General features: G+C 62.7%; 13 protein-coding genes. 12 read left to right on the forward strand and 1 reads right to left on the reverse strand.

Annotation, left to right across the window (positions count from 1 at the left end):
* The 12 genes from AC0KW6_RS06570 to AC0KW6_RS06625 all read left to right on the forward strand — a co-directional run bounded on the left by AC0KW6_RS06570 (window position 1) and on the right by AC0KW6_RS06625 (window position 12,618).
* Window positions 1-942: a DUF2927 domain-containing protein gene (locus tag AC0KW6_RS06570; RefSeq protein ID WP_474034479.1), complete on the forward strand. Its 942-nt coding sequence runs from the start codon at window positions 1-3 to the stop codon at window positions 940-942.
* A 36-nt stretch (window positions 943-978) separates the two neighbouring features.
* Complete coding sequence (locus AC0KW6_RS06575) at window positions 979-2,154, forward strand: SPFH domain-containing protein (RefSeq protein ID WP_323776575.1); 1,176 nt, start codon at window positions 979-981, stop codon at window positions 2,152-2,154.
* A 70-nt stretch (window positions 2,155-2,224) separates the two neighbouring features.
* On the forward strand, window positions 2,225-3,346 hold the full coding sequence (locus AC0KW6_RS06580) for a TFIIB-type zinc ribbon-containing protein (RefSeq protein ID WP_323776620.1): 1,122 nt from the start codon (window positions 2,225-2,227) through the stop codon (window positions 3,344-3,346).
* A gap of 85 nt (window positions 3,347-3,431) precedes the next feature.
* Window positions 3,432-3,878 carry a D-aminoacyl-tRNA deacylase gene (dtd, locus tag AC0KW6_RS06585; protein ID WP_323776573.1) on the forward strand — a complete coding sequence of 149 codons (447 nt, stop codon included), beginning with the start codon at window positions 3,432-3,434 and terminating at the stop codon, window positions 3,876-3,878.
* Window positions 3,879-4,326: 448 nt separating this feature from the next.
* On the forward strand, window positions 4,327-5,910 hold the full coding sequence (locus AC0KW6_RS06590) for an ABC transporter substrate-binding protein (RefSeq protein ID WP_323776571.1): 1,584 nt from the start codon (window positions 4,327-4,329) through the stop codon (window positions 5,908-5,910).
* A complete protein-coding gene (locus AC0KW6_RS06595; protein ID WP_323776569.1) occupies window positions 5,911-6,867 on the forward strand; it encodes an ABC transporter permease in 957 nt (318 codons plus the stop codon).
* Window positions 6,864-7,679: an ABC transporter permease gene (locus AC0KW6_RS06600; RefSeq protein ID WP_323776567.1), complete on the forward strand. Its 816-nt coding sequence runs from the start codon at window positions 6,864-6,866 to the stop codon at window positions 7,677-7,679. Before AC0KW6_RS06595 ends, AC0KW6_RS06600 begins: the two co-directional genes overlap by 4 nt.
* Entirely contained in the window at window positions 7,676-9,313 is a 1,638-nt protein-coding gene (locus AC0KW6_RS06605; RefSeq protein WP_474034480.1) for an ABC transporter ATP-binding protein, read from the forward strand. The genes AC0KW6_RS06600 and AC0KW6_RS06605 overlap by 4 nt, the downstream gene beginning before the upstream one ends.
* A 221-nt stretch (window positions 9,314-9,534) precedes the next feature.
* The gene (locus tag AC0KW6_RS06610) at window positions 9,535-10,176 is read left to right on the forward strand and encodes a DUF1326 domain-containing protein (RefSeq protein WP_323776563.1); all 642 of its coding nucleotides are present in this window, start codon (window positions 9,535-9,537) and stop codon (window positions 10,174-10,176) included.
* 6 nt (window positions 10,177-10,182) lie between these two features.
* Entirely contained in the window at window positions 10,183-11,007 is an 825-nt protein-coding gene (locus AC0KW6_RS06615) for a DUF2182 domain-containing protein (RefSeq protein WP_474034481.1), read from the forward strand.
* Window positions 11,008-11,155: 148 nt separating this feature from the next.
* The gene (locus tag AC0KW6_RS06620) at window positions 11,156-11,992 is read left to right on the forward strand and encodes an alkaline phosphatase family protein (protein ID WP_323776560.1); all 837 of its coding nucleotides are present in this window, start codon (window positions 11,156-11,158) and stop codon (window positions 11,990-11,992) included.
* A 50-nt stretch (window positions 11,993-12,042) separates the two neighbouring features.
* Window positions 12,043-12,618, forward strand: a complete 576-nt coding sequence (locus tag AC0KW6_RS06625; protein WP_474034482.1) for a DUF4453 domain-containing protein — start codon at window positions 12,043-12,045, stop codon at window positions 12,616-12,618.
* On the opposite strand, the gene AC0KW6_RS06630 is transcribed toward AC0KW6_RS06625, so the two are convergent.
* The gene (locus tag AC0KW6_RS06630; protein ID WP_323776556.1) at window positions 12,615-13,550 is read right to left on the reverse strand and encodes an alpha/beta hydrolase; all 936 of its coding nucleotides are present in this window, start codon (window positions 13,548-13,550) and stop codon (window positions 12,615-12,617) included. The two genes, AC0KW6_RS06625 and AC0KW6_RS06630, sit on opposite strands and share 4 nt — an antisense overlap.
* Window positions 13,551-13,614: the final 64 nt, after the last annotated feature.

Below are 13,614 nucleotides of genomic sequence, written 5' to 3' on the forward strand. Positions count from 1 at the left end.
GTGGCAGGCGTGCAGGCAACGACAGCCGTCTGGAAAAGCGCAGCAGCCCTGGCCGGGCTTGCCGCCCTGTCCGCCTGCCTGCCGTTCGCCCAGCCGGAATCGCTGGTGCCGCGGGCCCGCCCTGCTGTGCCGGCGCCAGCGGTCTACAAACCCTCCGCCGACAGCGCGCAGCTGGCCTATTATTATAATGCCTTGCAGCGCGACCTGCTGACCCGCGGGCTGCTGCGCACCGATGGCGGCGGCCCGGACACGCCCTATGATGCCGGGGATCTGGCGGAAAGTTTCGAGGCGCTGGCGTTTTACGATGAATACGGCGGATCCGGACTCTCCGGCGGCCTGGGCCGCTGGGCCGGGCCGGTGCGGATCGCCGCAGAATTCGGCCCGTCGGTGCCCGCGGCGCAGCGGTCAGCGGACAGGGAAACGGTTACCGCTTATGCCGCCCGGCTGGCCCGGGTCACCGGCCACCCGGTCGGCACTGTGGCCTCCCGGGCAAATTTCCACGTGATCTTTGCCAGCCTTGATGACAGCGCCTTTGTTGCTGAACGGGTGCGCGAACTGCTGCCCGCAATCAGCGCCAGGGACTTGTCGCTGCTGGCCGCCCCGCCGCGCAGCTTTTACTGCCTGGTGGTTGCCGGCGGCCCGCAAAGCAATCCGCTGTCCTACACCCGCGGGGTGGCGCTGATCCGCGCCGAACATCCCGATCTGGTGCGCAAGAGCTGCGTGCATGAGGAAGTGGCGCAGGGCCTTGGCCTTCGCAACGACAGCCCGCGGGCGCGGCCCTCGATCTTCAACGACGATGACGAATTTGCGCTGCTGACCAGCTTTGACGAAAAACTGCTGCAGATGCTGTATGATCCAAGACTGAAAACAGGGATGGGCGCCGCAGACGCCCGCCCGGTGATCCGCATTCTCGCCCGCGAGGCGATGGGCCAGGAACTGTAGGCCTGAAAACAAAGCCATGTGAAGAGGACCTGACAGATGGGTATTTTCGATTTTCTCAAAGGCGAATTCATTGATGTCATTCACTGGGTGGATGACACCCATGACACCATGGTCTGGCGGTTCGAGCGCGAGGGCCACGCGATCAAATACGGCGCCAAGCTGACGGTGCGCGAGGGCCAGGCGGCAGTGTTCGTGCATGAGGGGCAGCTGGCGGATGTGTTCACCCCCGGTCTCTATATGCTGGAGACCAACAACATGCCGGTGATGACCACGCTGCAGCATTGGGACCACGGCTTTCAGTCGCCGTTCAAATCAGAGATCTATTTCGTCGACACCACCCGTTTCAGCGATCTGAAATGGGGCACCAAGAACCCGATCATCTGCCGCGACCCCGAATTCGGCCCGGTGCGGCTGCGGGCCTTTGGCAGCTATACGGTCAAGGTCGCCGACCCGGCCCGGTTCCTGACCGAGATCGTCGGCACCGATGGTGAATTCACCATGGACGAGATCTCGTTCCAGATCCGCAACATCATCGTGCAGGAGTTTTCCCGCGTGGTGGCGGGCAGCGGCATTCCGGTGCTGGACATGGCCGCCAACACCGCCGATCTGGGCAAGCTGGTGGCGGCGGAGATCTCCGGCACGCTGGCGGACTACGGCCTGATGATCCCGGAGCTGTACATCGAGAATATCTCGCTGCCGCCCGCAGTGGAAGAGGCGATGGACAAGCGCACCCAGATGGGCGTTCTGGGCGATCTGGGGCGTTACACGCAATTCTCGGCAGCCGAAGCCATGACCGCTGCGGCACAGACCCCGAACAGCGGCATGGGCGCCGGCATGGGGATGGGCATGGGAATGGCGATGGCGCAGCAAATGGGGAACATGGCAGCGGGTCAGCCCGCAGGCCCCTGGGGCGCCCGCCCCGCCCCCGCTGCAGCCGCACCGTCCGCCCCTGCCGCAGCCCCGCAGGCCGCCCCCGTGGCCCCGCCCCCGCCGCCGGTCGAACATGTCTGGCACATTGCCGTGGACGGGCAGACCTCCGGCCCGTTTTCCAAGGCCCGGATGGGGCGGATGGCGCAGGAGGGCACGCTGTCGCGGGACACCCATGTCTGGACCCCGGGCCAGGATGGCTGGAAACGGGCCGGCGACGTGATCGAGCTGGCGCAGCTGTTCACTGTCCTGCCGCCGCCTCCCCCGCCGCCGCCCGCTGGCTGAGATGCCAGGCCGCGGCGTCTGCTCCTTTTCTTGACCAACTTTGCTACGACAGGTACCTCTCCCCGTGACGATGCCCCCGCCGCCGCCCGCCGACAGCGCGCCGTCTGCCCTTGAGGGCAGCCACCGTTTCCCCTGTCCCAACTGCGGGGCGGATTACCGGTTTGACCCGGACGCCGGCGCGCTGATCTGCGATCATTGCGGCCAGCGGGAAGACCTGCGCGGCGGGCCGTGGGCAGGCTCTGCCCTGCAAGAGCAGGATTTCCGTGCCGCACTGGCGGAACAGCTGCCAGAAGCCGAGATGGAGGTAACCCGCGTCTCCGCCTGCCCGAATTGCGCCGCGCAGGTGGAGTTTGATCCGGATACCCACGCCAGCGAATGCCCGTTCTGCGCCACCCCCGTGGTGACCGGTACCGGCAGCAACCGCCACATCAAACCCAAGGGCGTGCTGCCCTTTGCAGTGACCGAGCGCGCCGCGCATAAGGCCATGACCGACTGGCTGGGCGGGCTGTGGTTCGCACCGGGCGGCCTTAGGGAATACGCCCGCAAGGGGCGGCGGATGCAGGGAATCTATGTGCCCTACTGGACCTATGACGCCCAGACCCGCAGCCGCTATTCCGGTCAGCGCGGCACGGTTTATTACGTCACCGAAACCTACCGGCAGGATGGCAAAACCAGAACCCGGCAGGTGCCCAAAGTGCGCTGGACAGCGGTTTCAGGCCGGGTGCAGCGGTTCTTTGACGATGTGCTGGTGCTGGCCTCCAAAGGCCTGCCCAAACGCTATACCGAAGCGCTAGAGCCCTGGGACCTGTCACAGCTCGAACCTTACCAGCCGCAGTATCTGGCGGGGTTCCGGGCCGAAGCCTATACAGTGGATCTGGAAACCGGCTTTGCAAAAGCGGGCCAGAGGATGGACCGGGCGATTGAACGCGATGTGCGCTTTGACATTGGCGGCGACCGGCAGCGGATCGCCGGTATCGACACTCAGGTGTCGGATGTCACGTTCAAACACATCCTTTTGCCGGTCTGGATGGCGGCCTATAAGTACCGCGGCAAGACGTATCGGTTTGTCATCAACGGGCAATCCGGACGGGTGCAGGGCGAACGGCCCTATTCTGCGGTCAAGATAGCAGCTGCCGCGCTGGCTGCGGCCGTCGTGATTGCCGCTATCGCCTATTTCGCCGGGCAGCAGTAAGCCCAGCCAGACCTTTCGCACCAGCCGCACCGCGTTGCAGGCGCATACGGCCTGGCGCGGATTAAACTTAGCAAGGACATACCAGATGCGGGCATTGATACAGCGGGTCAGCGAGGCCTCAGTCACCGTTGAGGGCAAGGTCACCGGAGAAATCGGAGCAGGGCTGCTGATCCTGATCTGCGCCATGCACGGCGACACCCAAGCCCAGGCGGACCAGCTGGCGGCCAAAATCTCCAAGCTCCGGATCTTCAAGGATGAAGCCGGCAAGATGAACCGCTCGGTGCTGGAGACCGGCGGCAGTGCGCTGGTGGTCAGCCAATTCACCCTGGCCGCCGACACCCGCCGCGGCAACCGGCCCGGGTTTTCCACCGCCGCCGCGCCTGCCGAGGGCGAACGGCTGTATGAGTATTTTGCCGGGCAACTGTCCCGGCTAGGTTTGGAAATTGCAAAAGGACAGTTCGGCGCCGACATGAAGGTCCGGCTCTTGAATGACGGCCCTGTCACGGTCTGGATCGACACAGAGCAGGTCTGATGCGGCGTCAAAAGGCTGGCATCCGGTGTGCCGCAAACCGGCCTCGGTGATTGCCCCGCAAGGCCCGGCTTTTCACTCCTGAAACAGGCCAGGGTTTGGCTTGTCTGCGGTGCGGAAGACGTTTTCAGACCGCAAAGCATCGATTCTTCCCGAATTCAAACCGGCCTGATTGCCTGATCGTGGCAGATTCATAAAAATTCGCTCATTCCTGAGCACAAAAATTTCTTGTCGCATTCCAGATGTTTTTTTGATTTATACTCGGTATCACTTATAAAAACGGCACCTTACCCGAAAAAGGCGACACCCGCTCCAGCAGCCTCACAACTGCTCATTTCCCGCTGCCAAAGGTCTCGCGAATAACCCTTGCGAGGTTGCAGCAAATGCGCAAATCTTGAATCATCAATCAAAAAACAGGTGCCGCAGCACCGCAATCAATCGGGAGAAATCGATGAATAGACATATGCAGTACCTTGCCAGCCAGGCTGTGGCGGGCAAACTGTCGCGCCGCGACTTCCTCGGCAAGGCCGCCGCTCTGGGCTTCACCGCTGTTTCTGCCAACCTGCTGCTGTCCGGCGCTGCCAAGGCGGCCGGACCGCAAAAGGGCGGCACCATCCGTTTGGGCCTGCAGGGCGGCTCCACCACCGACAGCCTTGATCCGGCCCTGGTCACCAACACCGTTGGCCTGATGGTCACCCGCCTGTGGGGTGAAACGCTGGTCGAACTGGCCGACGATGGCGGCATCGAGCACAAGCTGGCTGAAAGCTATGAGGCGTCGGCCGATGCCCGCACCTGGACCTTCAAGATGCGCCAGGGCGTCACCTATTCCAACGGCCAGGATGTCACCGCCGAAGACGTGGTCAAGACCATGGAACGCCACAGCGGCGAGGACACCAAATCCGGCGCGCTGGGGATCATGCGCGGCATCAAGGACGTGCGCGCCGATGGCGACAGCGTCGTCTTCGAACTGGACAGCCCGAACGCCGACCTGCCCTATCTGCTTGCAGACTACCACCTGATCATTCAGCCCGGCGGCGGCAATGACGATCCGGCGGCGGCCATCGGCACCGGCCCCTACATCATGAAGTCCTCCGATATGGGCGTGCGTTTCGTGGCCGAGAAGAACCCGAACTACTGGGGTGATCTGGGCAATGCGGAAACGGTTGAAATCATTGTCATCAACGATGACACCGCCCGTGTCGCCGCGCTGCAGTCCGGCCAGGTGGATGTGATCGACCGGGTGCCGCCGCGCACCGCGAAGCTGGTGGAACGTGCGCCGAACATCTCCGTGCACTCGACCTCTGCGGCCGGCCACTATGTGTTCATCATGCACTGCAACACCGCACCGTTCGACAACAACGACGTCCGCATGGCGCTGAAATACGGCATCAACCGCCAGGAAATGGTCGACAAGATCCTGAACGGCTATGGCACGGTGGGCAACGACACGCCGATCAACGCCTCTTATCCGATGTACACGGAACTGGAGCAGCGTGCCTATGATCCCGACAAGGCGATGCACCACCTGAAGAAGGCAGGCTATGACGGCGAAATCCTTCTGCGCACCTCGGACAACTCTTTCCCGGGCGCACCGGATGCAGCTGCGCTGTTCCAGCAGTCGCTGTCCAGCGCAGGCATCAAGCTGGATGTGAAGCGCGAGCCGAACGACGGCTACTGGTCGGAAGTCTGGAACAACAAGCCGTTCTGCACCAGCTACTGGGGCGGCCGTCCGACCCAGGACCAGATGTTCACCACCGCCTATCTGTCGACCGCAGACTGGAACGACACCCGTTTCAACAACGAACAATTCGACCAGATGCTGGTTGCCGCCCGCGGCGAACTGGACGTCGCCAAGCGCACTCAGATGTATGCCGACATGTCGACCATCCTGCGCGACGAAGGCGGCCTGATCTGTCCGATGTTCAACGACTTTGTCGAAGCGACCACCGCTAACGTGGATGGCTGGGTCGAAGGTGTTCCCGGTCAGGTTCTGATGAACGGCTATGCCGCCAGCAAGCTGTGGGTCAAAGCCTAAATGTCGCCTGTTTTCAAACTTTTGGCTCAGCGCATCGCGCTGAGCCTCCTCCTTCTTCTGCTCATCTCAGTGGTGATCTTTGCCGGCACGATGGTGCTGCCCGGCGATGTCGCCCAATCGATTCTGGGCCAATCGGCAACTCCCGAAGCGCTTGCCAACCTGAGAGCTGAGCTTGGTGTCAACGATCCGCCCGTGCAGCGCTATTTTGCCTGGCTGTTTGGTGCCATCCAGGGCGACCTGGGCACCGCGCTCACCAGCGGCCAGGATATTTCCGAGGCCCTTGCCAGCCGCTTCTGGAATACCCTGTTCCTGGCCTTCTGGGCGGCCGTGGTTGCGGTGCCCCTGGCCATTTTCCTGGGCCTGCTCGCCGTCCGTTTCAAGGACCGCTGGCCCGACAAGCTGATCTCCGGCGTCACTCTCGCCTCGATCTCCATTCCCGAATTCCTGATCGGCTATGTGCTGATGTATCTCATCGCCGTGAAGCTGCGCTGGTTCCCGTCGGTGGCGATGATCAACGACAATATGAGCCTTTTCGAAAAGCTCAACGCCATCGCCCTGCCGATTGCCGTGCTGACCCTGGTTGTGCTGGCGCACATGATGCGGATGACCCGTGCCGCGATCCTCAACGTGATGCAGTCGGCCTATATCGAAACTGCCGAGCTGAAGGGCCTGAACGCCTTTCAGGTGATCTACCGGCATGCTTTCCCGAACGCGGTTGCCCCTATCGTCAACGTGGTGATGCTGAACCTCGCCTATCTGGTGGTCGGCGTTGTGGTGATCGAAGTGGTGTTCGTCTATCCCGGCATGGGCCAGTATCTGGTCGACCACGTGTCCAAGCGTGACGTGCCTGTGGTGCAGGCCTGCGGTCTGATCTTTGCCGCCGTCTATATCGGGCTGAACATGATTGCCGATATTGTCGCCATCCTGTCGAACCCGCGCCTGAGGCATCCGAAATGAAGAATATCCCCGTTTCCGCACTCATCGGGCTGTTCTTCACGGCCCTTTATTTCCTCGGCGCGATTTTCGCGCCGCTGCTGGCCCCCTACGGGGTGGGCGAAGTGGTCGGCGATGTCTGGGAGCCCGCCAGCGCGGAGTTTCTGCTGGGCACCGACAACATCGGCCGCGATCTGCTGACCCGGATGATCTACGGCGGCCAGACCACGATCTTCATCGCCACCGCAGCAACCGTGCTGTCCTTTACCACCGGCTCCATTCTGGGCTTTATCGCCGCCGAAGCGGGCGGCTGGCTGGACCAGGCGATGTCGCGGTTTGTCGACCTGATCATGTCGATCCCGACGCTGATCTTTGCTCTGGTCGTGCTGTCGGTCATGCCGGTGACCATTCCCACTCTCATCGTTGTGATGGGGCTGCTGGACTCGACCCGGGTCTACCGGCTGGCCCGGGCGGTCGCGGTCGATATCGAAGTGATGGACTACGTCGAAGCAGCCCGGCTGCGCGGCGAAAAGACCACTTGGATCATCTTCCGCGAAATCCTGCCCAACGCGTTGTCGCCGCTGGTGGCCGAAATGGGCCTGCGGTTCATCTTTGCAGTGCTGTTTGTCTCCACCCTGTCTTTCCTTGGCCTTGGCGTTCAGCCGCCGGCGGCTGACTGGGGCGGCATCGTGAAGGAAAACAAGGACGGTATTGTCTATGGCATTCCCGCAGCCCTGATCCCGGCCTTTGCCATCGCCACCCTGGCGATCTCGGTCAACCTGGTGGCTGACTGGGTGCTGAACCGGACAACCTCGCTGAAAGGAGGCCGCGGATGAGCGATACCCTGTTGAAAGTCCGTGACCTGAAGATCGGCGCGACCATCTACCCGCCGGGGGAAAAGCCCAAGGATATCGAGATCGTGCACGGGGTCAGCTTTGATCTCGCGCCCGGCAAGGTGCTGGGGCTGATCGGCGAATCCGGTGCCGGCAAATCCACCATCGGCCTCGCCTCCATGGCCTATGGCCGCGGCGGTGTGCGGATCACCGGCGGCGAGGTTTGGGTCAACGGGCGCGATATCCTGAAAACCGGCCTCCGCGATGTACGAAAGCTGCGCGGCGGCGAAGTGACCTATGTGTCGCAATCGGCAGCGGCCTCCTTTAACCCGGCCAAAAAGATCATGGACCAGGTGGTCGAGGCAGCGGTGGAGCAAAAGAAGTTCTCCCGCAAGGAGGCCGAGGAGCGCGCGCGCACCCTGTTCGCCAAGCTGGGCCTGCCGGATCCGGACAATATCGGCGAGCGCTACCCCCACCAGGTGTCGGGCGGCCAGCTGCAGCGCTGCATGACGGCGCTGGCGCTGTGCCCGGAGCCGGATCTGGTGGTCTTTGACGAGCCCACCACGGCGCTCGATGTGACCACCCAGATCGACGTGCTGATGGCGATCAAGGAAGCAATCCGCGACACCGGCGTTGCCGCGCTCTACATCACCCATGACCTGGCGGTTGTGGCGCAGGTGAGCGACGACATCATGGTGCTGAAGATGGGCAACACCGTGGAATACGGCAGTGTCGATCAGATCATCAACAACCCTCAGGAGGAGTACACCCAGGCGCTGGTCTCGGTCCGCTCCATCGAGCATGAGGAAAAGGCTCCGACGCCTGATCCGGTGCTGAGCGTGAGGAACATCACCGCGCGCTACAAGGGCACCCAGTTCGACGTGCTGCATAATGTGAATGTTGATCTCTACCCCGGCCAGACACTGGCGGTGGTGGGCGAGTCCGGATCCGGCAAGTCCACCCTCGCCCGCGTCATCACCGGGCTTCTGCCACCGCGCGAAGGCGAGATCGAATTTGCCGGGCGCACGTTGTCGCCGGACCTCAAGGGGCGCAGCCGCGAGGACTTGCGCGAGTTGCAGATGATCTACCAGATGGCAGATGTCGCGATGAACCCGCGCCAGACCGTCGGCACCATCATCGGCCGGCCGCTGGAATTCTACTTCGGGATGCGCGGCGCCGAGAAGAGGAAGCGGATCATCGAACTGCTGGACGAGATCGAACTGGGCGAGAAGTTCATGGACCGCTATCCGGCAGAGCTGTCGGGCGGCCAGAAGCAGCGTGTCTGCATTGCCCGCTCGCTGGCTGCGAAGCCGAAGATGATCATCTGCGACGAGGTCACCTCGGCGCTGGACCCGCTGGTGGCAGACGGCATCCTGAAGCTGCTGCTGGACCTGCAGAAGATCGAGGATGTCGCTTATCTGTTCATCACCCACGATCTGGCAACCGTGCGCGCCATCTCCGACAACATCGCAGTGATGTACCAGGGCAAGGTTCAGCGCTACGGCGGCAAGTCCAAAGTGCTGAGCCCGCCGTTTGACGATTACACCGATCTGCTGCTGAGTTCCGTCCCCGAGATGAAGCTGGGCTGGCTGGAAGAGGTGATCGCCCACCGCAAAATGGAAAGCGCCGGCAACTGATCCGGCGGCCGTCTGCGACGCTATACGCCCCTGCCCGGTTCCGGGCGGGGGCATTTTCTTTTCTGCCCCTCGTGATTTTATGGTAAATTGCCGCCACCTGAGCGAATGCGGCGGGTCCAGCCGCTAACAAGATCCAGACATTGAGCGCGGCCGTTTCCTGTGCAGGCCACCCCGTTTCCGACGGGCGGTATTTTTGTTAACGATTTCCGGGAGGAACTGCCATGAAAGACTGGGCCATTCACGGTTTGGGAATTGCCAACTGCAACTGCGTTCCCGGCTGCCCCTGCCAGTTTTCGCAATTGCCCAGCGACGGCACCTGCGAGGCGATGCTGACCTTCCGCATCGACAAGGGCCATCACGGCAAGGTGTCTCTGGACGGGTTGACGGCTGCGGTGCTCTACAAGTGGCCGGGCGCCGTTCATGAAGGCAACGGCGAGATGCAGATGATCATCGACGAAGGCGCCTCCGCCGATCAGCGCGCGGCGCTGGAAGCGATCATGCGCGGCGAGGACACCCAGGAATTTGCCACCATGTTCCATGTCTTCAGCACCATGAGCCCGACCAAGCACGAAACCCTGACCGCGCCGGTCTCGATCGATTTCGATGCGGAGAAGATGACCGGCTCGGCCAAGGCTGGCGATATCGCCGAAACCACGGTCAAGCCGATCGCCAATATCGTGTCGGGAGAACCGCATTCCGTCAGCATCAAGCTGCCCAACGGGTTCGAGTACGCCGAGGCCCATGTCGCCAGCGGCAGCACCGTCACCCATAAGGGGGCAATCCGGCTGGAAAAAAACAGCGATACCCACACCCATGTGGCCGAATTGCATTTGACCGGCGACGGTGTCCAGCGCGCGGCCTGACCGGCCGTGGGCCGGCAGCAGCAGTTTCGGGGGCCGGCCGAACGTCTGGCCCGCCGCGATCAGGCGGTGGTGCTTGGTGCTGTAGGGATGATCCTGCTGCTGAGCTTGCTTTACACCGTTTCCGGCGCAGGGATGGAGATGAGCGCGGTCGAGATGACCCGCATGGCCCGCCCCATCGGGGAGCCGATGCAGATGGGCGCGGTTGGCGCCTGGACCCCGGGTTACGCGGCGCTGATCTTTCTGATGTGGTGGATCATGATGATCGCCATGATGACTCCCAGCGCGGCGCCGGTACTGCTGTTGTATACGGCCATCAAGAAAGCCGGCGCCCGGCCTGGCCAAGCATCGGTGCTGGGCCTCCTGTTCCTGTGCGGCTATCTGCTGGCCTGGGCCGTTTTTTCATTTGCTGCCACGGCCTTGCAATGGTGGCTGGAAACAGCGGGACTGTCGGACGGCCCGATGATGTCGCTCAGCAGCCGCGCGCTTGGCGGCGTGTTGCTGCTGGCGGCCGGCGCCTATCAGTTTACCCCCAGCAAACACGCCTGCCTGCTTCATTGCCGTATGCCGGTACAATTTCTGACCGCGCATAACCGCACTGGGCTGGCCGGTGCTGTGCTGATGGGCGCCCATCACGGCGTTTTTTGCCTCGGCTGCTGCTGGGCATTGATGCTGCTGCTGTTCGCCGGCGGGATCATGAATCTCTACTGGATTACCGGCCTTGCGCTTTATGTGCTGGCAGAAAAACATGTTCCCAACCCGCGGCTGTTTGCCTGTTCCACCGGCGGGCTTCTGATGCTGGCCGGCTGCTATGTCTTTGCTACGGCCTTCTGAGATCCGGCCGGCGCCTCCGCGGCAATGCAGGTGAACATCCACCTGCATTGCCGGTTTCTGACCATTCATTCGTTTTCTGAATGGCAATTCAAGAATCCGTGACGATGATACCGCACTTAGGCCCTAGCCATGCAAAAGGATTCGGCGAATGGACAACAAACTCCTGCTCATCATTCTGGATGGCGTGCCCTGGCGCAACTTCCGCCGCCTGTTCGGCAACCTCGAAGGCTGGGTCGACAGCGGCGATGCCCGGGTCTGGAAACTGCGTTCGGTGCTGCCATCGATCTCGGCCAGCTGCTATGCCTCGATCCACACCGGCGTCGCGCCCGCCATCCATGGCTGCACTGGCAACGCCAATGTGTTCCGGCTGAAGGAAAAGGACGTGTTCTCCCAGGTGCGCGAAGCGGGCGGCGTCACCGGCGCCGTGGCGCACAGCTACTGGTCGTCGTTCTTCAACCGTCATCCTTTCGACTACGTGCGCGACATCGAATACGACGAGCCGGAAAGCAAGACCATCAACCATGGCCGTTTTCACTCCATGACCGGCTACGGCAAGGACAACCAGATGACCCCGTCGGATGTCGACCTGTTCGGCACGCTGACCAATCTCTGCCTGCGCTTTGGACTGGACTACGGGATGCTGCACACCTGCACCCTGGACAGCATGGGCCACCGGTTCTTCCACGACTGCCACGAAATGGATCACGCCTGTTTCGTGATGGATGAAATGCTGGCCCCTTTCATCACCCGCTGGCGCGACCTGGGGTATGAGGTGATCGTCACTGCCGACCACGGCCAGGACGAACGCGGCCATCACGGCGGCCGTGGCGCCCTGCAGCAGGAAACAGCACTCTACTACTTTGGCCCGGCCGAAGGCCCCGATCATGACGCAGTGATCGACCAGCGCCAGCTGGCGCCCACTCTCCTCAAGCGGCTGGGCGCGCCGGTTGCGGACAGCATGAAGGCAGAACCGTTCCTGAAATAACGCGGCCGCGGCGGCTTTGTGCTAGACTGCAGCTCAGCCGCCGTATTCGAATGACAGGAATGATTGCCATGAAGTCCTTTGCTGCTGCGCTGTGCCTGCTGGCGCCCCCGGTCCTGGCCAGCGATGCCTGCCACGACCTTTGGTTCACCAGGAACGCTGTCATCGACCGTGCCGGGTACTGTTTCGGCTCCCCGCTGGGGCGGGCTGTGTTCAACAACGGCGATTGCATCGGAAAATCCGTCTCATTGCCGCCGCATGCCGAACGGATGGTGGCATTGGTCAAGGAGATGGAGGCGCGCTTTGGCTGCCGGGTGAACAACAAGCAGACCTATCTGGACCTGGACGATCTGTTCCTCAGGCAGCAGCTGTGGGACCTTCCTGTGCGCGACGAATTTGAAAGCGCCTGCCTGGGCTGGCTGGGTCCGGTGACCGGCCTGCGGGCGGGGCACCGGCCGCAGGCCCCGCTGGTCGGACAGATCGTTGCCGGGGACTATGTCAGCTACTCGCATATCCCGGTGGGCAGCTGGACCTATGTCACAACCTCCGGCCCGGACTGGCAGGCAATCAGCGGCGGCTGGCTGGATACATCCCTGGTTCAGGAGCAATGCCGGGAGGTTGCCGGCTAGGGCGCCGCGTCATCGTAGCTCCAGATCCCCTGCCCCAGCGCCTCGATCGCAACCGAGATCCGCTCAAAACTGTCCCGCGCCCGGCCCACGGTGTGGCGCGCGCGCAGGTATCCGTGGATCAGGCCCGGCTCGTTGATCCAATGCGCCTTGCCGCCGGCCTCCAGGATACGGTCGCGGTAATCGCGGGAGTCATCGCGCACCGGGTCGCAATCAGCCGTCACCAGCACGGTCGGCGGCAGGCCTGAAAAATCGCTGTCGGCAAGCGGAGTCAACCGCGGATCATTTTCCGGCGCCGCGCCATCGGTGCGGATATCCATGTAATACAGCACATCCTCGCGGGTCAGCATCGGCGCCTGGGCGTGTTCGATATAAGACCCCCGGTTCACATCGCCGCCAAAGGCGCCATAGATCAGCACCTGCCCCAGAATTGCCTCCGTCCGGCCACGCGCGTAATGGGAAACCGCGGCGCACAGGTTCGCACCGGCACTGTCACCCGCCAGGACAATACCCTTGCCGTAAGCCGCCTCCACCCATTCCAAAGCGGTCCAGGCATCCTCGAAACTGGCCGGGTGCTTGTGTTCCGGCGCCAGGCGGTAATCCACGGCCACCACCCGGTAGCCGGTCTGGGCGCAGATCTCGGCGCAGACATCGTCGTGGCTGTCGAGCCCGCCGACCACAAATCCGCCGCCATGGCAGAACAGCACCGTGCGGGTCGGATCGCCTGCGGTGTAGACGCGGACCGGCACGCCATTGGCCGAACTGCCGGTGACCGCCACAACATCCGGGCGCGGCGCCCGGAACTCGCGTGCCATGGAATCGTAAATCCGGCGCTGTTCCTCGATGGACATTTCCACGGCGTCATCAGGGTACAGCTCGCCGGTCTTCTGGATAAAGTCCCAGGTCTCCTCGTCGATCAGCCGTTCGTAATCCATCCGCGAGCCTCCCTGCGTGCCTGTTTTTCAGAGCCTAGGCAGAGATTCCCGCAAATGGAATGCC

It is taken from the genome of Leisingera sp. SA215 (assembly GCF_055902035.1).